Genomic DNA, 25,825 nt, shown 5'->3' on the forward strand with positions numbered 1-25,825 from the left:
ACAGAAATTTCTGATGGGATTGAATATGCAACTGACACCCGCCATGCAGAACTTCATCCTTCATTGGGGAGAGATGGGCAGCAAGTGGGGTGTAAACCGCTCGGTCGCTCAGATCCACGCGCTGTTGCACATCGCACCCGACCCGATGACAGCAGAAGACATCAGCGAGACGCTCTCGCTGGCGCGCTCAAACGTTTCGACGGCGTTAAAGGAATTGCAGGGCTGGAACCTCGTCAAAGCATCACGTCAGCTGGGCGACAGACGGGATCACTTCACATCGGTCCGCGACATGTTCGATCTGGTCAACACCGTCGTCGAAGGACGCCGGGAGCGTGAATTTGCACCCACCCTCGCCGCCTTGGACGATGTCGCCGACGCAGCCCGGTCCGATGCGACACCCAAGGCGATCCGGGAACGGATGGAAGAGACCCGCGAGGTCATGCGCCTCTTCGACGACTGGTATCGCGACGTGGCCCAACTGCCTCGCCCGGTTCAGCTTGCCATGCTGAAACTGGGCGCCCGCATCGCGCGCTTCCTGCCAAAGGGACGCGACAGCTAAAAAATTTGCCCTGGAGTTTCAGTCATGACAGAAATAACTGCAAGTAACAGATTTCAGGTAGTCGATCCGATCGCCTTCTTTCTCGCTCTGGTCGGCGCGCCGCTTGTGGTCGCTGTGCTGGGATTCTGGATCATGCTGATCCCGGTCGTCGGCATCGTTCTTGGCGGCCCCTACTACCTGATCCTCGGCACACCGATCCTGCTGGCCTATCTGCTGCTCTACGAGCCGAAGCCCTGGATCGCGGCGCTGCTGGCAACCGTCGCGGTACTGCTGCTCTTGGGGGGCGCGCATCTGCTACAGGCCCGTTTGCCCACCGACCTGCTGAGAGAGCCTATGTATCTCTATTTCGGCCCGCCCTGCGGTGCCGCCTGGGGCGCCGCCTTTGTCTGGCTCTATCGCTGGATCAGGCAGGACATCTTCAAACCCGATCCTTGAAACAGAAAGGAAGATCAATGCTTTACTATGCACTCGCCTACTCCGCCCTTGCCCTCGCTACTCTGGGTGTAATGGGGCACATGATCCTGAGGATCGGCAGCCTTTTGGGCAATTGCCCCAAAAGCATGGCCGGCGCGCGTGCCACGGCCCTCAGTATCACGACCGGATTTATCGCGATCGGCGGCGGGGGCGTCCTGCTGATCGGTGCGCTGATCCCGCTCTTCGCGGACTATCCGATCATGGGTTTTCTCTTCACGCTCGGCCTGGCCGCGATGTGTCTTGGGATGGGGTTCGCCCAGGCCACCATCATCATGCGCAACACCGTGATGGCCACCCAGAACAAGGCCGCACCCCCAGCTGCAGCCTGAGACCTAACCCTGGCCGCGCCCGTCCGGGCGCGGTCGCGTTCTAATAGCTGTACTCTTCGTAGATCCGGGTGAGATCGCCGTTCCAGTCACCGTGGTAGTGATCAAGCAACTCATCCGCCGCGACCTTGCCGCTTTCGATACTCTCTTTAAGTGCGTTCAGGAAATGCGTCTCATCCGGCACCATGCCCCCCGCGCCGGGACGCGCGCGCGCTTTCAGCCCGGCCTCTGCAAGACCCACCACGATCCCCGCAAGCGTGTGCATGTCGAGGATCCCGACCTGGGCTTGCAGGCCCTGCTCGCTTGCGGCAATGCGCAACGCCTCGCGTGTTTCGGCATCCCAGTCCTTAACCAGATCCCAGGCCGCGTCCAAAGCGCTTTGGTCATACATCAACCCCACCCAGAAGGCCGGCAGTGCGCAAAGCCGGCGCCAAGGCCCGCCATCCGCACCCCGCATCTCGATGAATTTCTTGACCCTGGCTTCGGGGAAAATCGTGGTCAGATGATCCGCCCAATCGCTCAGGGTCGGCGTCTCACCCGGCAGGGCCGGCAACTCGCCCTTCAGAAAATCGCGAAACGACTGACCCAGCGCGTCATGATAAACGCCGTCGCGATAGACAAAGTACATCGGGACGTCGAGCGCATATTCCGCCCAGGCCTCAAAGCCAAAGCTATCGTCGAAGACGAAAGGCAGCATGCCCGTGCGGCTTGCATCCAGATCGCGCCAGACCCGGCTGCGCCATGTCTTGTGCCCGTTGGGCTTGCCTTCGAAAAACGGGGAATTGGCAAAAAGCGCAACCGCGACGGGCTGGAGGGCCAGCGCCACGCGCATCTTCTTGACCATGTCGGTCTCGGAGCTGAAATCGAGGTTCACCTGAACCGTGCAGGTACGCCGCATCATCGTGCGACCCATGGTGCCAACCTTCTGCATGTAGGCATCCATCAACTTGTACCGGCCCTTGGGCATCATCGGCATCTGCTCATGGGTCCAGATCGGCGCAGCACCCAGCCCGATAAAGCCGACCCCGATCTTGTCGGAAATGTCACGGACATCGGCCAGATGGGAGTTCACTTCGTCACAGGTCTCATGGATGGTCTCAAGCGGCGCTCCGGACAATTCCAACTGCCCCCCCGGCTCAAGACTGATATTGGCGCCGCCCTTCTCCAGCCCGATCAGCTTGCCGCCTTCGGTCAAAGGGGCCCAACCGTGGCCGTCGCGCAAACCCTTAAGCACGGCCAGAATGGAACGCTCGCCGTCATAGGGAAGCGGTTGCAGCGTGTCGCGGCAATAGCCGAATTTCTCGTGCTCCGTGCCGATACGCCAGTCTTCCCGCGGCTTGCAGCCGGATTCGAGATATTCAGCCAATTGGGCGTGCCGTTCGATCGGTCCGCCACCGGATTGAGGAATTGACATGGGGCCACGCTCCGATCTGTCCGCACATTCTGACGGCAACACCTGAGCCGAAAGGCGCGGGGTGTCAATGCAGCCGAAGACCTGCGGGACGTGACGGTGTGCGCTCCCAGATGACCACCGGATGGGGCGAGGCAGAGTGCATTTCGCTCAGCATCTGGCTGGTTTTGAGCCCCGGCAGCGTACTGAAGACGTCAAAAAGCGCATCGGCACCGGCGGCTGTCACCGGAATGTGAAGGGGGGGCTGCCCCGGTCGCTCCAGCACCCAATGGGCTGGCATCTGTGTCGGATCAAGCGCAAGGCGCTCGATTTCGGCGGTTGCGACAATTCCTCCCGTCAGCGGGCCGAAATACGAGATCTGGCCTTCATCCACCTGAACCACGCCCGGACCGCCGCCTTGCCCGCGAAACCGCGCGCGCTGCACGCCGATCACGATCAGGCCGGCCGAGATGGCAATCAGAACCAGACCCAGCCAGAAAAGAATGCCGTTCGACAGCGCCCAGTAAAGCCCAAGCGCCATCAATGCGAGGCCTGCAACCACCTCGCGCCAACGCAAAAGCGCGTCTTGCAGTTCGGGCCGAATGAAACTCATCGCCAGTCTCCGTGCGCCTGCTGCCAAAGCGTGAGCGCGGCAACCGCGGCTGTGTCCGCACGCAGCACCCTTGGGCCAAGGCTGACGACATCAACATAGGGCTGGCCCGTCAGGCGTGTGCGCTCCCGCTCCGAAAAACCCCCTTCCGGTCCAATCAAAACCGCCCCCGAAGCGACGACGCCCGCCAGGGCGGAGGAGCGGCCCACCTCGACCTCGTCGCAAAAACAAAGCCGCCGCGCCGCATCCCAGCCATCCAGAACCGTATCGAGCCTCTGCAAATCCGCCACCTGCGGCACAAAGGTTCCTCCGCATTGCTCCGCCGCTTCCACCGCGTGGGCCTGCAAACGGTCCCTGCGGATGCGCTCGGAATTGGTGAAGTCTGTCTGCACCGGCAAGATCCGCGCCACCCCCATTTCGGCCGCCTTCTCCACGATGAAATCCGTCCGTGCCTTCTTGATCGGCGCGAACAGCAGCCAGAGATCCGGGGGCGTCTGCAAAGACTTGGTTTGTTCTACCGCCCGCAACACGCCTCCGCGCTTTCCAGCTTCGGCCACCTCAGCGCGCCATTCGCCGTCCCGCCCGTTGAACAGACACACCTGCGCGCCCGGCCCAAGCCTCATGACGCCGAACAGGTAATGCGCCTGGTCCCGCGTCAATTCAACCGTTTGCCCCTTGCCCAGCGGGTGCTCTACATACAGCCTGACCTTCGCGCTCATGGAGCTCTACATATGCAACCCGACGCGCCAACGCCAGACGGACAGGTCGCTGATGCCGTCGCCGACAATTGGGTCGACCGCTGGGCGCCTTCGGCCACGCGCCCCTATCTGCGTCTCAGCCGGGCCGACCGGCCCATCGGCACCTGGCTGCTCCTCTTACCCTGCTGGTGGGGGCTGAGCCTGTCGATCCTGCATTCCGGCACCCCGCGCCTCTCCGATCTCTGGATCGCAATCGGCTGCGCCCTCGGGGCCTGGCTGATGCGCGGTGCCGGCTGCACTTGGAACGACATCACCGACCGCGACTTCGACGGGCAGGTGGCCCGCACCCGCTCGCGCCCGATTCCGTCGGGTCAGGTCAGTGTCCGGGCGGCGGTGATCTGGATGTGTGCGCAGGCCTTGATTGCCTTCGCGATCCTGTTGACCTTCAACACGACCGCGATCCTTCTGGGGCTTCTGTCGCTTTTGCCCGTCGCCATCTATCCTTTCGCCAAACGCTTCACTTGGTGGCCTCAGGTGTTCTTGGGCGTCGCTTTCAATTGGGGCGCCCTTCTGGCCTGGGCTGCGCATTCCGGCAGCCTGCACCCGGTCGCGCTGCTCCTCTATCTCGCCGGCATTGCCTGGACCCTCTTTTACGACACCATCTATGCGCATCAGGACACCGAGGACGATGCCCTGATCGGGATAAAATCGACCGCTCGGCTCTTCGGCAGCCAATCACCCGCCTGGCTGCGCCGGTTTCTGGTGGCCACCGTCAGCCTGATGGGGCTTTCGGTGATCTCCGCCGTTCTGCCCTCTCAAACCATCCTGTCCCTCGTAATCGCGCTCGTGGGACCCTGGGCCATGGGCTGGCACATGACCTGGCAATTGCGCCGTCTGGACCTGGAAGATCCCGACATCCTCGTGCAGGTTTTCCGCTCAAATCGTGACGCAGGGTTGATTCCGCTTGTGTTCTTCGGGGCTGCCCTTTTCATCGGATTGCAGTAAAAAGTGGCAGAGCGTATCAACGCTCAAACCGATGGAAGCAAAGACCACTCGCTTATGCGCCTATCAATCCTCGCCATTATGGCCGCCGCCTTCGGAGTTGCCGCCATTCTGAGCCTCGTGGCCGCCAGTTTCGCGGTCACCGTCATCGAAGAGAACACCGAGATCAGCGTCCGTCAGACGCTGGACGAACGTGGTTTTGGCTGGGCCGAAGTGCAAAGCGACGGCTTGCGCCTGCTGCTGAGCGGCACGGCTCCGACCGAAGCGCTGCGGTTCCAAGCGATCAGTGCAACGGGCGCTGTGATCGACGCGGCCCGCGTCATCGACGAGATGGAGGTTCAGGCCACGGCAGCCCTCACGGCGCCCCGGTTCTCTGTCGAAATTCTGCGCAACGAAAGCGGCGTTTCGATCATCGGCCTTGTTCCCGCGGCGACAGACCGCGCCGCGATGGTTGCCGAACTTGAAGACATCGCTGACGGCGAAAGCATCACTGACCTGTTGGAAACGGCCGACTATCCGGCACCGCGTGGCTGGGATGACGCCCTTGGGTTTTCCATGACGACACTTGCCCGTCTGCCCCGTTCGAAAGTCTCGGTCGATGCCGGACGCGTGATCGTCACGGCCATTGCTGACAGCGCCGCCGAAAAGCAGGTGTTGGAGACCGAATTGCAACGATCCGCGCCTCCCGGTCTGCGTTTGTCCCTGAACATTGCCGCACCACGCCCCGTGATCACGCCGTTCACACTGCGCTTTATCTCCGATGACAACGGCGCGCGCTTTGATGCCTGCTCAGCGCAGGATCAGGCCGCGCGCAACCGCATCCTCGCAGCCGCGCGAACCGCCGGTGCGTCAGAACGGGAAAACTGCGTCATCGGCATGGGCGTACCTTCGCCAAACTGGGATGAAGCCGCTGAAATGGCGATAGCAGCAGTGCAGGAGCTTGGCGGCGGCGCCGTCACCTTTGCCAATGCCGATGTCACGCTTGTCGCGCTGCAAGGGACGAACCAATCCGTCTTCGACCGGGTCGTCGGCGAGCTTGAAACACGTCTGCCCGAAGTCTTCGCCTTGCATGCGGTGTTGCCCGAACCGGAAACGGGACCGGATGCAGGCCCTGCGGAATTCGTGGCCACCCTAAGCCCGGAGGGCCTTGTGCAACTGCGCGGTCGGGTGAGCGATGCCAATCTCAGGGAGGTTGCCAACAGCTTTGCCCAGGCGAGCTTTGGGTCGGACAGCGTCTATGTCGCGGCCCGTGTGGCGCAAGATCTGCCGGCAGACTGGCCTGTGAGGGTCCTTGCCGGTCTCGAAGCGCTGTCGATGCTGGTCAGTGGCGCAGTGACCGTCACAGCAGAAGAGGTTGCCGTCCAGGGGATCACCGAACAGCAAGATGCGAAGGCGCGTATGTCGGGCTTCCTGTCCGAAAAGCTGGGAGAGGCGGAGAGGTACACTATTGACGTGGTCTACCGCGAGCCGCCCCCGCCCGCCGATCAGCCGATGGACCCCGATCAGTGTGAGCGCACGCTTGCGGATATCCTGTCCCGAGGAAAAATCACCTTCGAGCCGGGATCGGCGACGATTGCGGCCGGGGCCGCCGGAAAGCTTGACGAGATCGCAGAGACGTTACAGCGCTGCGGATCCCTGCGCCTGGAAATTCAGGGCCATACCGACAGCCAGGGCCGCGAGGTCATGAACCAGGAGTTGAGCCAGGCGCGGGCGCAGGCCGTTCTGACCGAACTGCGCGGGCGCCGGGTGCCCACCGGCAGCTTTGTCGCGAAGGGCTACGGCGAAGCCCGCCCGATCCAAGACAACAGCACCGAAGCAGGCCGTGAAGCCAACCGCCGGATCGAGTTTCGCCTGATCCGACCGACCCCAACCGCGCCGGAGGTTGAAAGTACGCTGGACAGTGTCGCCCAAGATCTCGATACAGAGGCGCAAGCCGAAGAAGCCGCGCCGGCTGACGGGGAGGAGGGCGCCAATGAGTAGAACCGAGTTCATCATATGGACGGCAGTGATCCTGTTTGTGGCCTTCTGCCTGGGCTGGTTCGCGAATTGGTTGGTCCACCGTTTCACCCGGGTCTCGGCCGCAGATGTCGGAGAACTGGACCGGATGAGCCAGGAGCTGCACGAGGCCGAAGAAACACGCGATCAGGCCATCACGTACCTGCAACAGCGAGAAGCCGAGTTGACCAACCAGCTTAGCCAGACAGAGGCAGAACTGCGCGCCGCGATGGATGGCCTGCGTGACGCGCGCCAAGAAGCCGAGGAATTGCGTGCCTATGTGGAGCGGGCCAACGCGTCGTGACCGTTACCAACGTGTCAGCGCCGCTTCGTCCTCTTCCTTCGCAGCGACCCAATCCGCACCGTCCGAGGTCAGCTCTTTTTTCCAGAACGGCGCACGGGATTTGAGATAGTCCATCAGGTATTCCGCAGCCTCAAACGCGTCTTTTCGGTGCGGCGCTGCCGTGGCCACCATCATGATCAAGGCCCCGGGGGCAAGACGTCCGTAGCGGTGGATGACCAGAACGTCGCCCAGGGACCAGCGCGTCCGGGCCTCCTCCGCGATCTTGGTGATCGCGGCTTCCGTCATGCCCGGATAATGCTCGATCTCCATCGCGTCGAGATCGCCCGCCGCAAGGTCCCGGACCACACCGGTGAAGGTGACAATGGCACCCATATCACTGTGGCCCGCAGCAAAGCTGTTGGCTTCAGCGCCCAGATCGAACGGCTCTTCCTGCACGCAGATGCGCATGCGGTTCACCCTCCCGTCATCGGCGGGAAAAAGGCGACTTCACTGGCCCCGGCAAGCGGAGCATCGAAATCCGTCAGCTCCTGGTCCACCGCAACACGGAGGGAGGCAAGATCCGAGAACGCGACCGCATATCGTTCCTCGCGCGCGCGCAGCTCCTCAACGAGATCCGCGACCGTGGCAGCATCGCTTTCAACCCGTTCCTTGGGCACGCCGATCCGCTCGCGGACCCAGGCAAAATAGAGCACATCCATCAGCGACCCTCCCTCAACAACGGCAATGCCTTGCGAAAGTAGTCGGCTCCGGTCAGAAGCGTCAACGCGGCGGCAAGCCACAGAAGCGTCAGACCGATCAGACCCGACCATTCCATTCCCGCCATCTTCCAGCGCAGTCCCTGCAGATCCTCCACACGACCCGCAAAGATGTCGTCCAGCAAGGCCTGGTCCATACCCCACGCCGCCATGCCCAGGTAGTGCTCGAACACCCCTTGCGCGAACAGGACCGCGATCGCGACCATCTGCGCGGTTGTTTTCCACTTGGCCAGTTTGGTCACCTTCAGCGTGCCTGCCGTATCCCCCAGAAACTCGCGCAGGCCAGAAACAAAGACCTCTCTGAACAAGATCACGGTTGCCGGCAAAACCAGCCACGGAGACATCGAAGAATACCCCACGATCACCATCAGCGCGATCACAACCATGGCCTTGTCGGCGATGGGATCGAGCATCGCGCCCATGCGCGTCTCTTGTTTCCAGGCCCGTGCGAGATAGCCGTCGAACCAATCCGTCGCTGCCGCCACCACAAAGAGAAGCAGCGCGAGCCAATCTGCATAGGGTCTTGTAAAATAGAGGAACATCACCGCGATGCCTGGCGCGGCGAGCAAGCGCAGGGCTGTCAGGATGTTGGGAATATTCCACGTCATGGCGCAGTCTTAGCCTGCCGGGCCTGCGGGGGAAAGAGCCTCCGGGATGCGTGGAGCTGCGAACTTGCAAAGGCGTCAGCCACGTTCGTGGAAGAAGTCGTAGATCTTTTCAGCCAATCCTTCCGACACACCATCAACGGCCTTCAGATCCGCCAGATTTGCGCGGCTGACGGCCTTGGCACTTCCGAAATGCGCCAAAAGCGCCCGCTTGCGTGCGGCGCCGACGCCGGGGATATCATCAAGAGGTGTGGCGCCCACCGCCTTGGCCCGCTTGGCCCGGTGCGTTCCGATCGCAAAGCGATGTGCCTCGTCCCGGAGCCGCTGCACGAAGTAGAGCACCGGATCGTTGTGCCGCAGCGCGAATGGACGCTGCCCGGAGCGGTGGAATTCCTCCTTGCCGGCATCGCGGTCAACGCCCTTGGCCACGCCCACCATCGGGATATCCTCAACGCCGTGCTCTGCCATGATCTCGGCCACCGCCGAAACCTGACCTGCTCCGCCGTCGATCAAAAGAAGGTCCGGCCAATGCCCCTTGGACCGCTCCGGATCTTCCTTCAAGAGACGCTTGAATCGGCGGGTCAGCACCTCCTTCATCATTCCGAAATCGTCACCCGGTGTCAGTTCGTCGCCGCGGATATTGAACTTTCGGTACTGGTTCTTCATGAACCCGTCTGGTCCGGCCACGATCATGCCACCGACAGCGTTGGTGCCTTGTATGTGACTGTTGTCATACACTTCGATGCGTTGCGGCGGGCCATCCAGCTCAAAAGCCTCCGCCAGCCCGCGCAACAGCTTGGCCTGCGTCGCCGTCTCGGCCATTTTGCGGGCAAGGCTTTCGCGCGCATTGCGGGCCGCGCCCTCGATCAGCTCTGCCTTCTCTCCGCGCTGTGGAACCAGTATTTCGACCTTTCGGCCCAGCTTCTGGGTCAGCGCGTCTTGCATCAAATCGATGTTTTCGATCGGATAGGATAAAAGCACCTGACGCGGCGGTTCCTTCGTGTCGTAGAACTGACCCAGAAACGCCTCAAGCACTTCTGCCGCGTCGATATCCACGCCGGCACGTGGATAGAAATCGCGGTTGCCCCAGTTCTGGTTGGCCCGGATGAAAAACACTTGTACGCAGGCCTGTCCACTTTCCAGATGAAGCGCGATCACATCGGCTTCGGTAACGCCGCGCGGGTTGATCCCCTGGGCGGTCTGAACCTGGGTCAATGCGCGGATCCTGTCGCGCAAGGCCGCTGCACGTTCGAACTCCATCGCTTCCGATGCCGCCGCCATCTGCACCGCGAGGTTCTCCTGCACCTTGGTCGATCTGCCCGACAGGAAGCGTTCGGCGTCGGACACGCTTTCCGCGTAATCCTCTTCCGAAATGTAGCCAACGCAGGGCGCCGAACAGCGCTTGATCTGATAGAGCAGGCACGGACGTGTTCGGCTTTCAAACATCGAATCCGAGCAATTGCGCAGTAGGAAGACTTTCTGCAGTTGGTTCAATGTCCGGTTCACCGCTCCGGCGCTTGCAAAGGGGCCGAAATAGGTCCCCTTCTCTTTCTTGGCCCCGCGATGTTTCTTGATCTGGGGAAAGCCATGATCCTTGGCCACAAGGATATTCGGAAAGCTTTTGTCGTCCCGCAGAAGCACATTGTACTTTGGCTTGAGCTGCTTGATCAGGTTTTGCTCCAGAAGCAGCGCCTCGGTCTCGGTGCGCGTTGTCAGGAACATCATCGCGGCGGTGTCCCGGATCATGCGGGCAATGCGCGGGCTATGACCCGCCGGACGGGCATAGTTCGAAACCCGCGCCTTGAGATTGCGCGCCTTGCCGACATAAAGCACGCGGCTTTCCGCATCGAGCATGCGGTACACGCCCGGAGAGCTATCGAGCGTCTTCAGATAGCCTTGAATACAATCATGCCCGGTAGGACGCGTGCCGTGCTGTTCCAACTCCGATCCCGTCATAAAGAAGAGATATGATTCTCGCGCGGGGCCTGCAATCTTATTGGCGCGCCATCAAGGGCTAAGCTGTCCACGGATTGTGTGGATAAGTCTGCAGATATCTTTGGGGCACCCCGGTTTTCTTGTTGTTTCTTGGTGCCTTCGCTCGCTTGCCTGTTTTTTGAGCACATATCTAAAGCACTGAAAAGGAACGTTATTTTTTCGGCCTTAGTACAAACAACTGAAAACAAAGGCAATTTTGTAACGCTTTGGTAACACTGTTTAACGGGGTGCAAAACTTGACGCACCGGCAACTATTCAACCCCCAAAACATCCGGCGTTTGCCAGGCCAGATGCTGGCCGCCATCCACGCACAAAAGCTGTCCCGTCACCGCCGGCGAATCCAGAAAATAGCCGAGTGCCGCGTTGATATCTGCCGGATCGGCGCCCCGTTCGAGAAGGGTGCTGGCTCTCTGGTCCGAAAAATGCTGAAGGCTTTGGCGCGACCCCTGCAATGTCGGACCGGGGCCGATCGCGTTCACACGAATGGCCGGTGCAAGGGCCTGGGCCGTGGTTTGCGTCATGGCCCACAAGCCCATCTTGGCCAGCGTATAGGTCATGAACTCAGGCGTCAGCTTGCGCACCCGCTGATCGATCATGTTCACGATCAGACCCGAGGCGCGCGGCTCTCCGTTCTTGTCGGTCTGTGCCGGCAGATCCTGGGCCGCCATGGCCTGGGTCAGCAGGAACGGCGCCCTCAGATTGCTTCCGAAATGTCTGTCCCATGAGGTCCGCGTCGCGGTCCGGATGGTGTCGTGTTCGAAAATCGAGGCATTGTTGACCAGACAGGTTATCGGCCCGCCCAACCCGTCGGTCGCGGCGGCGAACAAAGCTTCGGTCTCATCATCGTTCAGCAGGTCTGCAGGAAGGGCCACGGCCCGGCGGCCCATCGCTTCGATCTCTGACGCGACGGCCTGCGCCGCCTCGGCCGACTGTGAATAATGGACCGCGACGTCAAAGCCGCGCTTTGCCAGATAGAGCGCCATCGACCTGCCCAGCCGTTTGCCTGCGCCGGTGACAAGTGCCTGTGTCATGGGCGTTTTCCTTCGTGTTGCCGCCTAGGTCAGTACAGCGGCAACATAGACCGCATAAAGCACGGTCAAGATCACACCCCAGGTTCGCGTGATATCGTATCTAAGGAAAACGAACGGAAACATCAGAACCGACGCCCCAAGCATCACCCAGAGATCAAACCGAATGAAGGACGGATCGACAGGGATCGGACCGAAGAATGTGGCAATCCCGATGATCGCCAGCAGGTTGAACATGTTCGAGCCGATGACATTGCCCAATGCCACATCGGCCTGCCGACGCAGCGCCGCCATCACGGTAGTCGCAAGTTCGGGGAGTGACGTTCCAACAGCGACAAGCGTAAGGCCGATTACCGTGTCGCTGACGCCGTACATCTTGGCAATGATGGACGCGTTGTCCACCAGCAGATCGGCACCCAAGGGCAGCCCGACCAACCCTAGCAGAAGATAGACACCGATCCGCCAATAAGGCATGTCCGGATCCGCGCCCTCGACGTCTTCCAGATCGTCCGGCTGATCCGCGTTGCGATGTCTGCGCGCTTCGCGAAAGGCATCGAAAAGCACAAATGCCAGCGCCAACAGCAAGATCGCACCGGTCGTCCGATTAAAGGTGCCCGAGAATGCAAGCGCGATGAACAGAACCGATGCCACGAGCATGAAGACATAGGTTTTGCGGCTGTCACATTCGCTTGTGTGCAATGTGGCCATCAAGGCGGGAATGCCCATCACCAGCAGGATATTGGCTGTGTTCGAGCCCACGACATTGCCAAGCGCGATGCCGGGCGCGTTGTCGTAGATTGCGCTGATGGCAATCAAAAGCTCAGGGGCGGACGTGCCGAATGCGACGATGGTCAAGCTGACGATGAGCGCCGGAACACCCAACCGCAAACTGAGGTTGACCGCCCCGCGCACCAGCGCGTCGCCTGCCAGAAGCAAGATGACCAGGCCGAGACCGGACAAGAGCCATGGGAGCATTCAGCCTGCCCCCTGCCCGCAGGCACAGGGCCCCTTGCCGATCCGGTAACGACCACATTTGCGGCATTTGGCCGACGAGAGGCGTCCTTTACCAGGCACCCGCAGCTTGCCGAACATGGCCAGCACGGCCATGAAGACCAGAAAAAGGATGACGATCTTTGAAATCACGTCAGAGGCCAAAACGCGCGAAAGCCGCGCGCTCCTCAATCCCGGCCACGGTACTTTCGATCATCTGCGCCCCGAAGCGCTGCCAGAACGGACGCCGCAACCCATAGCGGCGAAACTTCACGTTGTCCCCGAAACGGCGTTTCATCATCGGCACCAGGTGGCCGACACCGTCGATCAGCCCAAGATCCTGGGCTTTGGCCGCCAGCCAGATCTCGCCGGTGAAGAGGTCTTTTTCATCATCGAGTTTACCGCCACGCCGCGCTTTGACATGAGCGATGAAGTTCTGATGGATGTCGTCCAGAAGAACCTTCAGCCGCGCGACATCCTCTTCATTTTCCGGCCGAAAGGGGTCCAGCATGGATTTCGACTTGCCGGCAGTATAGACGCGGCGTTCGACGCCCTGCCGCGCAAGAAAGACATGCGCGCCAAACCCGGACGAGATCACCCCGATGGATCCCAGAACAGAGCTTTCGTCGGCATAGATCTCATCGGCAGAGGCCGCGAGCCAGTATCCACCCGACGCCGCCACATCCTCGACAAAGGCGACGACAGGGACATCCAGTTCATCGCGCAAACGGCGGATGCGGCTGCCGATCAGGGACGACTGCACCGGGGAGCCGCCGGGAGAGTTGATCTCCAGCGCAACGGCGTCGGGCTTACCCCGGCGAAAGGCGCGCTCCAGGATCGGCGCAAGAGCCTTGTCGGACAGACCTGCCCGTTCGGAGAGACCGATCGCGCCTGCGAGGCGGACCACGGCCACGGTCGGGTCGGATTTCACAAAGGGCAGCCAGCGTTTCATGCAGGCCCATGTAGAATGCCGACCCAGCACAAACAAGGCGCGCCCTTAACTTGACAAGATCACCTTGCGGAATTGCGGGGCAGGCAAGCAATTATGCCACGCTCCCCCGATCAGCTTCGGATGCGCCAGCCGGTCTTGAAGATCCAGCCGATGATGCCGATGCACAGGGCCGTGAAGGCCCCAATGGCCAGAAGGCTCCATCCCACGGGTACATCGGCCATGCCGAAGAAGGACCAGCGAAATCCCGAGATCAGGTAAACGACCGGATTGAAGAGGGTTACTGTCTGCCAGACAGGCGGCAGCATGGTGATGGAATAAAAGGACCCGCCGAGGAAGACCAACGGCGTGACGATCAAAAGCGGGACAAGCTGAAGCTGTTCGAAATTGCTGGCCCAGATCCCGATGATAAAGCCGAGCAGCGCAAAACTGAGGCATGTCAGCAGAAGGAAGGCCAACATCGCAAAGGGATGTTGGATTTCGATATCTACGAACAGCGCCGCGGTGGCCAGAATGATCACCCCGATGAACAAGGCCTTGGTCGCTGCGGCGCCGACATATCCCAACACGATCTCAAGAAAGCTGATCGGTGCGGACAAAAGCTCGTAGATCGTACCGATGAACTTGGGAAAATAGATCCCGAAAGACGCGTTCGACGTCGCCTGTGTCATCACCGACAACATGATCAGGCCGGGAACGATGAACGCCCCGTAGGACACGCCCTCGACTTCCTCGATCCGGCTTCCAATGGCCGCTCCGAAAACTACGAAATAAAGAGACGTCGACAGGACCGGCGACAGAAAACTCTGCAACAAGGTTCTAAAAAAGCGGGCCATCTCGAAAGCGTAAATCGCGCGGATTGCAGTCCAGTTCATGCTCGATCCTCCGCGACCAGGCCCACGAAAATGTCTTCCAGACTGCTTTGACGGGTTTGCACATCGCTCAGAACAAGGCCGCTTGAGGCCACATCGTTCAGCAACGTCGTGATCCCCGTCCGCTCAGCCCGCGTGTCATACGCGTAGATAAGCGAGCATCCCCCGTCGCCCAGCGTCAGGTCGTACGCCGATAATGCGTCCGGAATCGTGGACAGGGGTTCGGTCAATTGCACTTCAAGCTGCTTTTGTCCCATTTGGGCCATCAGGCGCGCCTTTTCTTCGACCAGCAACAATTGTCCCCCGTTGATCACTCCCACACGGTCGGAAATGGCTTCGGCTTCTTCGATGTAGTGCGTGGTCAGAATGATCGTCACGCCATCTGCCTTCAGTTCGGCGACGACATCCCACATGTCCTTGCGCAATTCCACATCCACGCCCGCGGTTGGCTCATCGAGGAAAAGAACCCGCGGTTCATGCGCCAGGGCCTTGGCGATGAGAACTCGCCGCTTCATGCCACCGGACAATTCCTTTATCTGATTGTCCTTTTTGTCCCAAAGCGACAGCTTGCGCAGGATGGCCTCAATCGCGGCATCGTCGCGCGCCTTGCCAAACAATCCGCGTGAGAAACGAACGGTGCTGAGCACCTTTTCGAAAGGCTCCAGCGAGATCTCCTGCGGCACCAGACCGATCATCGATCTTGCCGCCCGGAAATCGGTCTCGATATCATGTCCGCCGACAGAAACGCTGCCGGATGATTTCGAGGTGATGCCGCAGACCGTGGAAATCAGCGTGGTCTTGCCTGCGCCGTTCGGGCCGAGAAGCGCTAGGATTTCGCCTTCTTCGATATCCAGCGACACGCCTTTCAACGCTTCGAACCCGCCATCATAGACTTTGCGCAGATCCCGTATCTTAAGGATGGACGTCATATTTGCCTCTTCGCTTTGTGCGCAAGCTATGGTCTTTGTCGAGCCTTGCCCAGCGCGCAAATGCACATAAGCCTGCGCGCATACGCGTATAGATCGACCGATCATTGTATCTGGACAGCCGCGACCCCTGTGATAGCGCTTGACCCATGTCGCCCTCGAACAACTCCTCAACACTTGGCATCCTGTGCGTCGTGATCGGCGTGTTCTGCATTTCGATCAACGATATGCTGATCAAGCAATTGTCGGGCGGCTATCCTCTGCACCAGATGGTTTTCACCAGATCCGCGATCGGGCTGATGTTCAGCCTTGTTCTTGTTCAGATTGAAGGCGGCTGGGGCATTCTGAGAACCCGGCGCCCCGGCCTTCACCTGGTTCGGGGATTGATGGTCGTGATCTCGAACATGACCTTCTTTACCGCATTGGCGGTCATCCCACTCGCGGATGCCACCGCACTCTTTTTCGCCGCCCCCCTGTTCATCACCCTGCTCTCCATTCCGATTTTGGGTGAAAAGGTCGGCCCCCTGCGACTGTCGGCGGTGCTGGTTGGCTTCTCCGGTGTCATCCTGATGCAACGCCCGTGGGAGGGGACCGAGGATATCGGCGTGAACAGGATCGTTCTGTTGCTGCCGGTCTTTTCCGCGCTCACCTACGCGCTTTTGCAATTGCTGACCCGCAAGCTGGGCGCGACGACAAAAGCATCGGCGCTGGCCGTCTACATCCAGGTCACGTTCATTGCCGTGTCCGGCCTGTTTTGGCTCGTGGCTGGCGACGGCCGCTATGCCGAAGGGCTGGAGAACGAGAGCCTGATCTTTCTTCTGCGCGCCTGGGTCCTGCCGGACGGTTCGGATGTCTGGCTTTTCCTTGGGCTGGGGCTGAACGCGGCCATCATCGGCTACGCGCTGAGCCAGGCCTACAGGCTCGCCGATGCTGCGACGGTCGCCCCTTTTGAATATGTGGGGCTACCGCTGGCCGTTTTCTGGGGATGGCTGATCTGGACAGAAGTCCCCGCCTGGGAAGTGTGGGTTGGCATGGCCTTGATCATGGGGGCTGGCCTGTTTGTCTTCCTGAGAGAGCAGCAAATGTCCCGCCGCGTTGCGCGGGGCGAAGTCAAACAGCGCTATTAGCGGTTTCTTTTGGGCAGCGGGACATTCTCCGTCCAATCGAAGGTCCCCTCGTCCCGTTCCCGGACGGCGGTCTTCCACCCCAGATCTTCTGCGCGGGTCTTGAAGTTCAGGCCTTCAGGCGAGTGGCGGGTGATCCCGTCAAAAAGCGTGGCCAGGCGCTGGGTCTCCATCATCCCGGTTGCCTCAATCGCCTGATTGATCACCATCTTCTGCATCGCAAGCTGGTTTATCGGAACGCTGGCCATCCGCGCAGCAAGCGCCTCGACCTCATCGTCCAGGTCATCAGCGGGAACCGCTTTGAGCACAAGGCCCATATCCGCCGCCTCTCGCCCGCTGATTTTGTCGCCGGTAAAGAGCATGCGTTTGGCCCGCTCGGCCCCCAGCCGGTAGACCCACATGGCTGTTGTCGGACAACCCCAGACGCGTGCCGGCATGTAACCGATCTGTGCATCCTCGGCCATGATCGTCAGATCCGCGCAAAGGGCGATGTCCGATCCACCGGCAACCGCGACCCCGTGCACCTTGCAGATGACCGGCTTCATGGCTCTCCACAGCGACATGAAGTGTTGGGTGTTGGTCCACATGAACCGGTAATCCTTGATCGGGTCCCATGGCATGGGTTGCGTCACATCACCTGACCCATTTCCTTCGGCATAATATTTTAGATCATAGCCCGCGCAAAATGCAGAACCGGCTCCGGCGAGAATCATGACATGGACGTCGGGATCCGCGTCCGCACGTGCCACCGCCGCAGCAAGTGCTGCGGGCATCTCATCGTCGATTGCGTTTAAAACACTGGGTCTGTTGAGCAAAATCCGCGCAACACGGTTGTTTACGTCATAAGTCACACACGACATAGGCGCCTCCCTGCCAAGACCAGATCATGGTTTTGGCAGGATAAACAGAGGCACTATGACAGAAAACAGGGGCAGGCTACTCGTTAAAGAATTTATACTAGTTGCTTTGTTAGCCCATTATCTTATACAGAGTCATAAATAATTATGCAAGTATGTGATGTCGAAAAAATGAGTGTTTTCCACGAACGGTTGGTCAAGGCGATTGACGCGTCTCCCGTCTATGCCGGAAACAGGGCCAAGCTGTCGAGGGCCCTGGGGATGAGCCCGAACTATGTCTCTACGGTCCTGAGCACCTCCGCCAATCCCAATTTCGACATCGCGGTGAGGATGGCAAAGGAACTCGAAGTATCACTCGCCTTTCTGGCCGGCACGACAGATCAAAGCTTTGATCTGTCGGATCTGTCCAAAGATGGCCCGATGACCGACAAGGCGCTGCAATTCTTCGACCAGATCGCAGGCAGCCTGCGCGAGGCCGCTGTGGTTCGCGGCCAGGAACCGCTGATCGATGACATGATGTCAAACTGGTACAAATACGGTCGTCAGCTTTCCGGTTTCAACGCAATGAAAGACTGGTTCGATCTTTACCGCGCGCCGGTGGCCTCCTCGGACCGGCTTGAGGTTCTTCGCATGGGAAGCAACAGTCTTTCCAGCCGAACGCTGGGCACGTCCGAGGTCAGCGCCCTGCAGTTTGCTCTTGATGAAGTGAAGGATCCTGCGCTGAAAAGCGCGCTCTTGCGATCCTACAAAACAGCCGCCCAAGGCGAAGCCGTGCTTTCAGAAGAATATCTTGACGTGCTGGCCCCCGGTCACGCCGAAAAGATCAGGTTGGACTATCTGCGACTGCTTTTGCCCGTCCAGCGCAGCGACGGGTCCAATGCCATTCTCAGCTACTCAAAGCCGTTCCGGTGAACGGATATAGGCCTCGGCCATATAAGCGAGGTCCCGGCGATTGGTCATCACGCAATATTCCGTATTCTCACGTGGTGCGGGAGGATCGATCCAGAACTGCGCATCGGGAATGAAGCGGTTGAAGCCATAGTGATAGCAGCCGCCGCGTTTGACATCCCGTTCGCGCAGAAAGGCATATGTCCAATCCGGGTTCCATTTCAGCGCGGTGATCATATGGCCGATCAGTACAAAGCGGCGCACCGTGTTCAGTGACCGCCCGGCCGCGCGGGTAAAGTAAAGATCCCCGAAGTAAGCCAGTCGTCCGCGCAAATCCTGTTCGATCGGACTGGCGATTTCGGTGACGACCTCTTCCTTTCCCTCGCCATAGTGCCGGCGCATGGTTCGGCGCCAGTATTCGGTGATGCTTGCGTCACCCAGATCGTCGAGCCGTGTTCCCGCCGCGGCGACGATCTGACCCTCCTTCTGCAACAGCAGCCAAAAGCAATTCTCACCGGTAAAATCATTGAAGAACGGAGACATCTTGGGGGTGAGGTAAGGCTTGCCAATCGCTTCGATAATCTTGGGCACCATGTCGAAGTCCTGCTCGACACGAACCGAAAACCCGTCCGCCAATAGCTTCTCGCGACAGATCGCAATAAGCTCGGCCTTTTCGTATTCTCCCATCGTCCCCTCGCCCGTATGTCTTCTGACTGCTTATGCCTTGTGTGGCATCATATGCGTTTTAGGGGCGCTCCCAACGAAAAGCTGACTATGGAAAACTCCAATCCCTGTGGAACCAGACCGCCGCAGATACCCCGACGTCGCTTTAAGGGGCGACTTTCGACCCGGCAACATGATCCTGAAAGAAGTCACTGCCCGCATTTGTGTCGGCCCCATCTGATGCGATGGACCACCCAGCAGCTATCCGGCGGTATCGGCGACGGTCGCGGCCTCTTCGACTTGCCGCTTCAGCGCCGTGGGCGTCATGCCCGTTTCCCGTTTGAACGCCTTGTAGAACGAGGACCGCGAGTTAAAGCCCACATCGTATGAGATCACCAGGATCGTTTCATCGCTGGACTGGATCAGGCGCACCGCCTCCCGGATCCGCCATTTGTTGACGTAGTCAAAGAAGGTCTCGCCAATGGTTTCGTTCAGCGTCTGTGACAGGTAATTCGATGTCACGCCCACATGTTTGGCCAGATCCCAGAGTGACAGGTTTGGATCCCGATAAAGCGCGTCGCGTTGCATCGCGAGATCGATCTTGCGGGCAATACGGTTTGACTGATCGGCGCTGAGCGCGGAACGCTCGTACTTGATCTGTGTCGTTGTTTCCGAAGCCGCCGACGGCATGCGGAGAAATCCGGGCTTTTGCCGCAAACCCCAGACCGCGATCACAGACAAAACGACCAACGCAGCAACGTTATTGACCACTGACATCACGTCTGACGGCAACGTAAAGATGTCGAGCGCCATAAACACAGTGCTGATGCCCCAGAAGCCAATCGCCGATATCGCAAGGGTGCTGATCCAGCGCATCTCCCGGTCCTCGGTGCTGGCAAAGAGATCTTTCAGACGGGCACGATAGCGCGCTAGACGCCCAAGAATGAGGGCGATGTAGACGGCCACCTGAGCCAGGAAGACAAGGCTGATCAAGAGCATGGCATAGCCAACAAAAAGGGCGGTGCCGGAGGCCAGAACAGCGTCTGGCAGCACGTCCTCGAACAGGCCGGTCCGCATGTGACCCGGCAAGCTCAGAAACGCCAGGCCAATGGCCAGCCCGGCAAGGGCGGGCAGCGCATGAAGGAGCGGCCAACCGGGCCTGTCCGCATCTTCGCAGGTCAACCGTCTGACATAGACCCAGAGCAGCGGCTTCATGACCAGCGATGCCGGCAGACTAAGCGCAAACAGCAGGTGCAGCGGGAACGACGTGGGGATGACCAGAGGCGTGGCAAAGATCAGATGCAGGCAGGCCACCGACTGGGCGAGGAAAAAGAGAGACAGGGGAAGATTGACCGACATCTGTTCCGAGCGCCAGAAAAGGGCATATGCAGCCAGCCCACACAGGCCGAGTTTGACGGCCGCAAATACGACATCGACGTGTTGAACATCTTCCACGGGCACTCTCCTGCCGGCACGATGCGCTTCTATCCCGACCTTTGCCAAAACACCATCTGACAGCATCCCGGATCTGTCCGTCCCTATCGGGAGACACGGAATTCCTGTCCGCGAGGGTAGGCCCTGTCAGTCAATCCTGGCGATCCGCTTAGTCAGGTCAGCGGACGATCCCACAGTAAATGTCAAAGGAGACTCAAGATGGCGACTTTCGATCCCAAAACGCTGACCGCGCCGGCCAAGGATGGCATGCAACAGTTTGAGGAGGAGAGCAGCCCGCCGGCGGCCCTCATCGAGATATGGCGAGACGGCCTGTCAGTTCGCGACGCATCGGGTGTGATCGACCTGCAGGCGCCAGAGGCCGCGGGACACGAAAACACGTTCGAGATCGGATCTCAAACCAAGATGATGACGTCGGTGGTCGTGTTGCAACTGGTCGAGGAAGGATTGGTCGACCTCGACGCGCCGCTATCCGACTATCTTCCTGCCGACGTGATCGACGACCTGCCGAATGCCGATGTCGCAACGGTGCGAGAGGTCCTGTCGAACCGTTCAGGTATCACCGACTTCGAAGCGATCGCCGGACCCGATGGCACGCCAGCTTATATCGCGCAGCTGATTGCACATCCAACAACCCCGATCGGGCCGGACGATCTCCTTGCGCTCGCCGCGTCCGTTCCCGCTCAATTCGTCCCCGGCTCTGAATATCAATACTCGAACACCAACTTCCTGCTCCTTGGCAAGTTGATCGAAACGCTGACCGGCACCGCGGTGGAGACCGCCTTTGCGGATCGGATCTTTGAACAGGCCGGTATGACAGAGACGCGCATGAACGGGCTGGAGACCGAAGAAGGCCGCCTGCGCAGCTATACCGATCTGGGGTTGGGCTCCCCCGTCGATGTGACCGACATCCCCCTCATCGTTGGCGCGAGCGGCGGCGCGGTTTCCACGACCTCCGACATGATCCGGTTCCTCGATGCCCTTCTGGTGTCGAAATCATTGCTGTCGCCCAAGATGCTGGCCGAGATGACCGAGTTTCGGGACACGGATGGCAATCCGAGCCTGGATGGCTTCAGCCTTGGCCTGGCATCCGGCACGTTGCACGGGCAGCAATTCATCGGCTTCCATGGCGGCACGCTGGGCACCAATTCCTCCACCTTTCTACATGTCCAGAGCGGCACGATCATATCGGTCGCGTCGACCCATTCCGACGCCGACCCCACAAAGATGCTGTTCGACGTCTTTACCGCGCTCCTCGCCGATCAGAACTGGGCGCATTTCGACGCGGACGCCGACCATTTCTCCATCATCGGGACCGCCGCCGATCTGTTGCTGGACGAAAGCAGGGACGTGGACGGCGCCCTTCAGACGGCGCTTAGCCTCAAGGGCGCGACGCTGACATTCGATGGCGGGCTGACCGATCTGGACACCGGGCGCTTTTCCTTCGAGGACGGATCGACCCTTTGGATCGGCAAAGACGAACCGGACGACATCGATATCCTCAGGGACATGCGAGAGGTCGCCTTTGCCGACAATCAGCTCATCGGTCAGGACGGTTCGGACCGGCTCGCCGCGGGCAAAGGGAACGATAAACTGTCGGGCGGGGCCGGCGATGACATGCTTTATGGCCGGGCGGGTGACGATGTCCTGAAAGGGGGCACAGGTCAGGACGTGCTGCGCGGCGGTGCGGGGAACGATCTGCTTCGCGGAGGCAGCGGCGCTGACAACCTGGGCGGAGGCTCCGGAGACGACACCCTTTTCGGCGCAGAGGGGGCCGACACGTTCCGGTTCGTTGCGGGCGACGGCCACGACCAGATCCGCGACTTCGAGGACGGGCTGGATCGTCTCGACTTTTCGGACACCGGTTTGTCCTTCGCCGACCTAAGGATCGAGAAGCAGAGCGCGACACAGACGCTCGTTCACTATGGGGCGGACAGTGTCCTGATCTCCCATCACGAAACCGCCGAGATCGGCGCGGAGGATTTCCTTTTTTAACCCGCGAAGTCCCCGCAGACGCATCTGGCATCAGCACGCGTTTTGAGAACGCTGGTGCCAGATGCGCTATCCTTGCCGGCTGTGCCTCTACAATTGCGCTCCGGCGGGTGACATCCGGAGGTTAGGAACGTCCAACGGATCCGAATTTCACGCGATCACCTGGCTAATAGGCGCGGATGGTTACCCATGGGTAAATACCACCGGCAGTTCACGGTGTATGATGCTAATCCCGAACGACCATGATGCGCAGGAAGCAGACTTTGCAAAGTTGAAATATGTGAAGCTAAAAGGGGAAGCCTCGCACCAGATTTGTACACCACATCCGCGGCCTGATTTATTGCGGTTTGGACGCTGTCACGTAACTTATGACATACGCACCGGACGGTGGCACGCGAAACATGGTTGGGGTAGTCGCTTGGAAAAAGCTAGGCTGAACCACACGTGAACTGACTGAGAGGAGATCAGACTGTGGGTCTACATGTTTCTTCTGTCGCGCAAATAGCAAACGCAGCGCCAGAGCTGAATGAAATCAAGTATTTCGTGTACGTATTGGATTATTATAAATTCTCTGACGGAGTCATGGAAGCGGTTACTGCTGAGCTGCCTAGCCTAGAAGCACACTTCGCTCACCTCGGGAATGCGATAATTGTGACCAGTGTCGGCAACATGGATTTTGCTAGTGACGTTTTGTCGTGGCATCAGGTTGCCGGAAAGGACCCAAGCCAGATTTGTCCTGCAATTTTCATTTCGAGCCTGCCCCCAGCATACTTCTCTGAAAGGCGCGGCAGTGAAGACGACTACGTCGAGTACACAGACGAGGAATTTGATACGACCGCCTCTGTAAAAACGCCTTGGATTATTCTGGAGTTGGGTAAGCTCTGCGAGAACAAACAGGATGTGTTGAAGGTTCTCAAAAGCGTCGTATCGGACATCTCCGAAGGGAACCCGCTTTCCGACTTCGAGTTTACGGGTTCACATGAATTTGAGAATAGACCGATAGTTTCAGGCAAGCTGAAATATGTTGGTGTTGAGCTTGATATCCAAGCCGCTATCGCAAAATCATTGAAGTGGTTCGCAAGTCGTCGGTTCTAGCTACTTCGACCTTCTGACTATTTTGGGCGCATAAGCCCTTATATGTGATGGCTGGGCATCTCAGCAGTGTCCGCTCAGGGCTGACTTATTCGGACCACACATCAAGCAGTCAACGCGCCGCGCCGTTCTGCGACCTGTGGTGAGCCTACAGGTTGACCTGCTCGGAGCGTCGCCTGAAAGCAGGATCGACGGGCACGAGGGTTGGCTGACCGTCCGCGTCCTTGCGGGCGTTCCGATTCAGGCGGCGAGGCCGCGGCCTTTCAGGAGGGCGTCGACGCCCGGCAGACGGCCGCGGAACGCGATGTAGAGATCCTCTGCCTCGCGCGATCCGCCGGAGGACAGGATATGGGTCTCCAACGCCCTGGCCCGTTCGGGATCGAACGGATCGCCCGCTTCCTCGAACGCCTCGAACGCATCGGCGTCCATCACTTCGGACCACATATAGCTGTAGTACCCGGACGAATAGCCGTCGCCCGCGAAGACATGTGCGAAATGCGGCGTGGCATGGCGCATCCCGATGGCATGAGGCATCCCGATCTGGTCCAGGATCTCCGCCTGTTTGGCCATTGGATCGGAGGGGGCCTGCCCTTCGTGAAAGGCAAGATCGACCAGCGCGCTTGCCACGTATTCGACGGTCTGAAAGCCCATATCGAAGGTGGACGCCTTCAGCACCTTGTCCAGCATGCTTTTGGGCATGGGCTCGCCCGTATCCGCATGGATGGCAAACTCTGCCAGAACCTCGGGGACGTCCAGCCAATGCTCGTAAAGCTGGCTGGGCAATTCGACGAAATCACGGGCGACTGACGTACCCGACACGCTTTCATAGGTGACGTCCGACAGTATCTGGTGCAGGGCGTGCCCAAATTCATGAAAGAGCGTGCGCGCATCGTCATAGGACAAAAGCGCGGGATCGCCCTTGGCGAAGTTGCACACGTTGATCACGACCGGGGCCTGAACTTCGGGAAACTTGGCCTGAGACCGCATCGCGCTGCACCAGGCGCCGGAGCGTTTCGATCCACGCGCGAAATAGTCGCCGATGAACACCGCGATATGCTCACCGCCGCGGGTGACCTCCCAGGCCCGGCAATCCGGATGGTAAAGCGCGATGTCGAGCGGCTTGAACTCCAGGCCGAAGAGACGTTTTGCACAGGCGAAAGAGGCCTCGATCATCCGGTCGAGCTGGAAATACGGCTTCAATTCGGTTTCATCCAGATCATGCTCTGCCAGGCGCCGCTTTTCCGCATAGTACCGCCAATCCCATGGCTCAAGCGGACCATTCACCCCATCGGCCTGCATCATTTCGGTGAGAATGCCGCCATCCTGGTTGGCCCGCTCCTTGGCCGGCTTCCAAACAGCCATCAACAGATCCTGCACCGCCTTTGGCGTCTTTGCCATCTCGGTCTCAAGCTTGAAATCGGCGAAGGACGCGTATCCCAGCAACGCGGCACGCTCTTCTCTCAGCGACAGGATTTCCGCCGCAATCTCGCGATTGTCCGTGTCTCCGCCATTTGACCCACGCGCGGCCCAGGCACGATACGCGGTCTCACGCAGGTCACGACGGGGGCTGAACTGCAGGAAGGGAACGATGGTGGAGCGCGACAAGGTCACCACGGGTCCATCGGCCTCCCGCTCTTCCCCGGCTTTGCGCAGGGCCGAGACAACGAATTGCGGAAGGCCCTCCAGATCATGTTCCTCAAGCGGCATGGCCCAGTCCCGCTCGTCCGCGAGCAGGTTTTGAGTGAAAGCGGTCCCAAGGCTTGCCAAACGCCCTTTGATCTCTTTCATCCGCGCTTCGGCTTCGCCGTCCAGGGCGGCCCCGGCCCGCACGAACCCGCGGTGAGACAGCATCAGAACGCGTTGCTGTTCGGCCGTCAGATCCAGGGTATCACGGGTATCCCAGACTGTTTTCACCCTGGCAAAAAGAGCCTTGTTCGCCGATATCTCGGCAAAATGAGCGGCGATTTTGGGCGAGAAGTCCCGTTGCAGCGCCTCGCGCTCGGCATTGCTGTCAGCACCGGCCACCGAGAAAAAGACCGACAGGACCTTGTCGAGATCGCGACCCGACGCTTCGAGCGCCTCGATCGTATTTGCAAAGCTGGCTGGCTCGGCCCCGTTGGAAATCGCGTCGATTTCGACGCGATGTGTGACCAGCGCCTCGTCGAGTGCCGGTGCAAAATCGCTGTCCGAGATCGCATCGAACGGTGCGATCTGAAAAGGGGTGTTCCAGTCTTGCAGGATCGGGTTCGTCATAAGAGCGGCCTCCTCGCCTCGTGCAA

At 59.8% G+C, this 25,825-nt stretch carries 25 protein-coding genes and 1 pseudogene; 10 read left to right on the plus strand and 16 right to left on the minus strand.

Features of this window, described 5'->3' with window-relative positions; all coding sequences use genetic code 11:
• The first annotated feature begins 25 nt into the window (after positions 1-25).
• From CFI11_RS20325 to CFI11_RS20335, 3 genes are read left to right on the plus strand one after another with little or no spacing between them, the layout of a single operon-like run.
• On the plus strand, positions 26-559 hold the full coding sequence (locus tag CFI11_RS20325; RefSeq protein ID WP_130409246.1) for a GbsR/MarR family transcriptional regulator: 534 nt from the start codon (positions 26-28) through the stop codon (positions 557-559).
• Between the two features lie 24 nt (positions 560-583).
• The gene (locus tag CFI11_RS20330; RefSeq protein ID WP_130409248.1) at positions 584-994 is read left to right on the plus strand and encodes a hypothetical protein; all 411 of its coding nucleotides are present in this window, start codon (positions 584-586) and stop codon (positions 992-994) included.
• A 17-nt stretch (positions 995-1,011) separates the two neighbouring features.
• Entirely contained in the window at positions 1,012-1,362 is a 351-nt protein-coding gene (locus CFI11_RS20335) for a hypothetical protein (protein ID WP_130409250.1), read from the plus strand.
• Between the two features lie 40 nt (positions 1,363-1,402).
• On the opposite strand, the gene CFI11_RS20340 is transcribed toward CFI11_RS20335, so the two are convergent.
• From CFI11_RS20340 to CFI11_RS20350, 3 genes are all read right to left on the minus strand, one after another.
• Positions 1,403-2,773, minus strand: a complete 1,371-nt coding sequence (locus tag CFI11_RS20340; protein WP_130409252.1) for a glutamate--cysteine ligase — start codon at positions 2,771-2,773, stop codon at positions 1,403-1,405.
• A 64-nt stretch (positions 2,774-2,837) separates the two neighbouring features.
• Positions 2,838-3,362 (minus strand): hypothetical protein, encoded by a 525-nt coding sequence (locus CFI11_RS20345; RefSeq protein ID WP_130409254.1) that lies wholly within the window; start codon positions 3,360-3,362, stop codon positions 2,838-2,840.
• On the minus strand, positions 3,359-4,078 hold the full coding sequence (locus CFI11_RS20350; RefSeq protein WP_130409256.1) for a 16S rRNA (uracil(1498)-N(3))-methyltransferase: 720 nt from the start codon (positions 4,076-4,078) through the stop codon (positions 3,359-3,361). The genes CFI11_RS20345 and CFI11_RS20350 overlap by 4 nt, the downstream gene beginning before the upstream one ends.
• 12 nt (positions 4,079-4,090) lie before the next feature.
• Here CFI11_RS20350 and ubiA point away from each other — a divergent pair, with 12 nt between their 5' ends.
• The 3 genes from ubiA to CFI11_RS20365 are packed head-to-tail and all read left to right on the plus strand — an operon-like array spanning position 4,091 to position 7,358.
• Positions 4,091-5,062 (plus strand): 4-hydroxybenzoate octaprenyltransferase, encoded by a 972-nt coding sequence (ubiA, locus tag CFI11_RS20355; protein ID WP_130409257.1) that lies wholly within the window; start codon positions 4,091-4,093, stop codon positions 5,060-5,062.
• Positions 5,063-5,116: 54 nt separating this feature from the next.
• Positions 5,117-7,039, plus strand: coding sequence for an OmpA family protein (locus tag CFI11_RS20360; protein WP_130409259.1), 1,923 nt, complete (start codon positions 5,117-5,119; stop codon positions 7,037-7,039).
• Positions 7,032-7,358, plus strand: coding sequence for a hypothetical protein (locus CFI11_RS20365; protein ID WP_130409261.1), 327 nt, complete (start codon positions 7,032-7,034; stop codon positions 7,356-7,358). The genes CFI11_RS20360 and CFI11_RS20365 overlap by 8 nt, the downstream gene beginning before the upstream one ends.
• Positions 7,359-7,361: 3 nt before the next feature.
• On the opposite strand, the gene CFI11_RS20370 is transcribed toward CFI11_RS20365, so the two are convergent.
• From CFI11_RS20370 to CFI11_RS20410, 9 genes and pseudogenes are all read right to left on the minus strand, one after another.
• Positions 7,362-7,805 (minus strand): molybdenum cofactor biosynthesis protein MoaE, encoded by a 444-nt coding sequence (locus tag CFI11_RS20370; RefSeq protein WP_130409263.1) that lies wholly within the window; start codon positions 7,803-7,805, stop codon positions 7,362-7,364.
• Positions 7,806-7,810: 5 nt separating this feature from the next.
• Positions 7,811-8,056 (minus strand): molybdopterin converting factor subunit 1, encoded by a 246-nt coding sequence (gene moaD, locus CFI11_RS20375; RefSeq protein WP_130409265.1) that lies wholly within the window; start codon positions 8,054-8,056, stop codon positions 7,811-7,813.
• On the minus strand, positions 8,056-8,721 hold the full coding sequence (gene pgsA, locus CFI11_RS20380) for a CDP-diacylglycerol--glycerol-3-phosphate 3-phosphatidyltransferase (RefSeq protein ID WP_130409267.1): 666 nt from the start codon (positions 8,719-8,721) through the stop codon (positions 8,056-8,058). The genes moaD and pgsA overlap by 1 nt, the downstream gene beginning before the upstream one ends.
• Positions 8,722-8,796: 75 nt before the next feature.
• Positions 8,797-10,674, minus strand: coding sequence for an excinuclease ABC subunit UvrC (gene uvrC, locus CFI11_RS20385; RefSeq protein WP_130409269.1), 1,878 nt, complete (start codon positions 10,672-10,674; stop codon positions 8,797-8,799).
• A 290-nt stretch (positions 10,675-10,964) separates the two neighbouring features.
• Positions 10,965-11,747 (minus strand): annotated as a pseudogene (locus tag CFI11_RS20390) (SDR family oxidoreductase); the annotation flags it as partial.
• A gap of 21 nt (positions 11,748-11,768) precedes the next feature.
• Positions 11,769-12,716, minus strand: coding sequence for a calcium/sodium antiporter (locus CFI11_RS20395; protein WP_130409273.1), 948 nt, complete (start codon positions 12,714-12,716; stop codon positions 11,769-11,771).
• 169 nt (positions 12,717-12,885) lie between these two features.
• Positions 12,886-13,683, minus strand: coding sequence for a S49 family peptidase (locus CFI11_RS20400; RefSeq protein ID WP_130409275.1), 798 nt, complete (start codon positions 13,681-13,683; stop codon positions 12,886-12,888).
• A 110-nt stretch (positions 13,684-13,793) separates the two neighbouring features.
• Entirely contained in the window at positions 13,794-14,555 is a 762-nt protein-coding gene (locus tag CFI11_RS20405) for an ABC transporter permease (protein WP_130409277.1), read from the minus strand.
• Complete coding sequence (locus CFI11_RS20410; protein WP_130409279.1) at positions 14,552-15,481, minus strand: ABC transporter ATP-binding protein; 930 nt, start codon at positions 15,479-15,481, stop codon at positions 14,552-14,554. Before CFI11_RS20410 ends, CFI11_RS20405 begins: the two co-directional genes overlap by 4 nt.
• 146 nt (positions 15,482-15,627) lie before the next feature.
• Between CFI11_RS20410 and CFI11_RS20415 the strand changes: the two genes are divergently transcribed.
• On the plus strand, positions 15,628-16,605 hold the full coding sequence (locus CFI11_RS20415; protein WP_130409281.1) for a DMT family transporter: 978 nt from the start codon (positions 15,628-15,630) through the stop codon (positions 16,603-16,605).
• Here CFI11_RS20415 and CFI11_RS20420 read toward each other — a convergent pair.
• Complete coding sequence (locus CFI11_RS20420; RefSeq protein WP_130409283.1) at positions 16,602-17,462, minus strand: crotonase/enoyl-CoA hydratase family protein; 861 nt, start codon at positions 17,460-17,462, stop codon at positions 16,602-16,604. The genes CFI11_RS20415 and CFI11_RS20420 overlap by 4 nt on opposite strands.
• 168 nt (positions 17,463-17,630) lie before the next feature.
• On the opposite strand from CFI11_RS20420, the gene CFI11_RS20425 reads away from it, so the two are divergent.
• Entirely contained in the window at positions 17,631-18,371 is a 741-nt protein-coding gene (locus tag CFI11_RS20425) for a helix-turn-helix transcriptional regulator (RefSeq protein WP_130409285.1), read from the plus strand.
• Here the strand turns inward: CFI11_RS20425 and CFI11_RS20430 are convergent.
• Both CFI11_RS20430 and CFI11_RS20435 read right to left on the minus strand, forming a co-directional pair.
• Positions 18,354-19,034: a hypothetical protein gene (locus CFI11_RS20430; protein ID WP_130409287.1), complete on the minus strand. Its 681-nt coding sequence runs from the start codon at positions 19,032-19,034 to the stop codon at positions 18,354-18,356. The genes CFI11_RS20425 and CFI11_RS20430 overlap by 18 nt on opposite strands.
• Before the next feature lie 237 nt (positions 19,035-19,271).
• Positions 19,272-20,465 carry an AraC family transcriptional regulator gene (locus CFI11_RS20435; protein ID WP_165390343.1) on the minus strand — a complete coding sequence of 398 codons (1,194 nt, stop codon included), beginning with the start codon at positions 20,463-20,465 and terminating at the stop codon, positions 19,272-19,274.
• A 198-nt stretch (positions 20,466-20,663) separates the two neighbouring features.
• Between CFI11_RS20435 and CFI11_RS20440 the strand changes: the two genes are divergently transcribed.
• Together CFI11_RS20440 and CFI11_RS20445 are read left to right on the plus strand one after the other, a co-directional pair.
• Positions 20,664-22,457, plus strand: coding sequence for a serine hydrolase (locus tag CFI11_RS20440; RefSeq protein WP_130409291.1), 1,794 nt, complete (start codon positions 20,664-20,666; stop codon positions 22,455-22,457).
• Positions 22,458-22,925: 468 nt separating this feature from the next.
• Positions 22,926-23,549, plus strand: coding sequence for a hypothetical protein (locus tag CFI11_RS20445; RefSeq protein WP_130409293.1), 624 nt, complete (start codon positions 22,926-22,928; stop codon positions 23,547-23,549).
• A gap of 237 nt (positions 23,550-23,786) precedes the next feature.
• Here CFI11_RS20445 and CFI11_RS20450 read toward each other — a convergent pair whose 3' ends face one another.
• Positions 23,787-25,799: a M3 family metallopeptidase gene (locus CFI11_RS20450; protein WP_130409295.1), complete on the minus strand. Its 2,013-nt coding sequence runs from the start codon at positions 25,797-25,799 to the stop codon at positions 23,787-23,789.
• Positions 25,800-25,825 lie beyond the last annotated feature (26 nt).

Origin of the sequence: Thalassococcus sp. S3 (genome assembly GCF_004216475.1) — a bacterium.
In the GTDB taxonomy this organism is placed as follows: domain Bacteria; phylum Pseudomonadota; class Alphaproteobacteria; order Rhodobacterales; family Rhodobacteraceae.

Excerpts from the sequence above, each read along its gene's own strand:
- uvrC (WP_130409269.1), bottom strand. The coding sequence starts at position 10,674 with ATGACGGGATCGGAGTTGGAACAGCACGGCACGCGTCCTACCGGGCAT.
- CFI11_RS20395 (WP_130409273.1), bottom strand. The coding sequence starts at position 12,716 with ATGCTCCCATGGCTCTTGTCCGGTCTCGGCCTGGTCATCTTGCTTCTG.
- CFI11_RS20335 (WP_130409250.1), top strand. The coding sequence starts at position 1,012 with ATGCTTTACTATGCACTCGCCTACTCCGCCCTTGCCCTCGCTACTCTG.
- ubiA (WP_130409257.1), top strand. The coding sequence starts at position 4,091 with ATGCAACCCGACGCGCCAACGCCAGACGGACAGGTCGCTGATGCCGTC.
- CFI11_RS20405 (WP_130409277.1), bottom strand. The coding sequence starts at position 14,555 with ATGAACTGGACTGCAATCCGCGCGATTTACGCTTTCGAGATGGCCCGC.
- CFI11_RS20420 (WP_130409283.1), bottom strand. The coding sequence starts at position 17,462 with ATGTCGTGTGTGACTTATGACGTAAACAACCGTGTTGCGCGGATTTTG.
- CFI11_RS20400 (WP_130409275.1), bottom strand. The coding sequence starts at position 13,683 with ATGAAACGCTGGCTGCCCTTTGTGAAATCCGACCCGACCGTGGCCGTG.
- CFI11_RS20365 (WP_130409261.1), top strand. The coding sequence starts at position 7,032 with ATGAGTAGAACCGAGTTCATCATATGGACGGCAGTGATCCTGTTTGTG.
- CFI11_RS20345 (WP_130409254.1), bottom strand. The coding sequence starts at position 3,362 with ATGAGTTTCATTCGGCCCGAACTGCAAGACGCGCTTTTGCGTTGGCGC.
- CFI11_RS20325 (WP_130409246.1), top strand. The coding sequence starts at position 26 with ATGCAACTGACACCCGCCATGCAGAACTTCATCCTTCATTGGGGAGAG.
- CFI11_RS20415 (WP_130409281.1), top strand. The coding sequence starts at position 15,628 with ATGTCGCCCTCGAACAACTCCTCAACACTTGGCATCCTGTGCGTCGTG.
- CFI11_RS20425 (WP_130409285.1), top strand. The coding sequence starts at position 17,631 with ATGAGTGTTTTCCACGAACGGTTGGTCAAGGCGATTGACGCGTCTCCC.
- CFI11_RS20430 (WP_130409287.1), bottom strand. The coding sequence starts at position 19,034 with ATGGGAGAATACGAAAAGGCCGAGCTTATTGCGATCTGTCGCGAGAAG.
- CFI11_RS20340 (WP_130409252.1), bottom strand. The coding sequence starts at position 2,773 with ATGTCAATTCCTCAATCCGGTGGCGGACCGATCGAACGGCACGCCCAA.
- CFI11_RS20350 (WP_130409256.1), bottom strand. The coding sequence starts at position 4,078 with ATGAGCGCGAAGGTCAGGCTGTATGTAGAGCACCCGCTGGGCAAGGGG.
- CFI11_RS20440 (WP_130409291.1), top strand. The coding sequence starts at position 20,664 with ATGGCGACTTTCGATCCCAAAACGCTGACCGCGCCGGCCAAGGATGGC.
- moaD (WP_130409265.1), bottom strand. The coding sequence starts at position 8,056 with ATGGATGTGCTCTATTTTGCCTGGGTCCGCGAGCGGATCGGCGTGCCC.
- CFI11_RS20360 (WP_130409259.1), top strand. The coding sequence starts at position 5,117 with ATGCGCCTATCAATCCTCGCCATTATGGCCGCCGCCTTCGGAGTTGCC.
- pgsA (WP_130409267.1), bottom strand. The coding sequence starts at position 8,721 with ATGACGTGGAATATTCCCAACATCCTGACAGCCCTGCGCTTGCTCGCC.
- CFI11_RS20410 (WP_130409279.1), bottom strand. The coding sequence starts at position 15,481 with ATGACGTCCATCCTTAAGATACGGGATCTGCGCAAAGTCTATGATGGC.
- CFI11_RS20330 (WP_130409248.1), top strand. The coding sequence starts at position 584 with ATGACAGAAATAACTGCAAGTAACAGATTTCAGGTAGTCGATCCGATC.
- CFI11_RS20450 (WP_130409295.1), bottom strand. The coding sequence starts at position 25,799 with ATGACGAACCCGATCCTGCAAGACTGGAACACCCCTTTTCAGATCGCA.
- CFI11_RS20370 (WP_130409263.1), bottom strand. The coding sequence starts at position 7,805 with ATGCGCATCTGCGTGCAGGAAGAGCCGTTCGATCTGGGCGCTGAAGCC.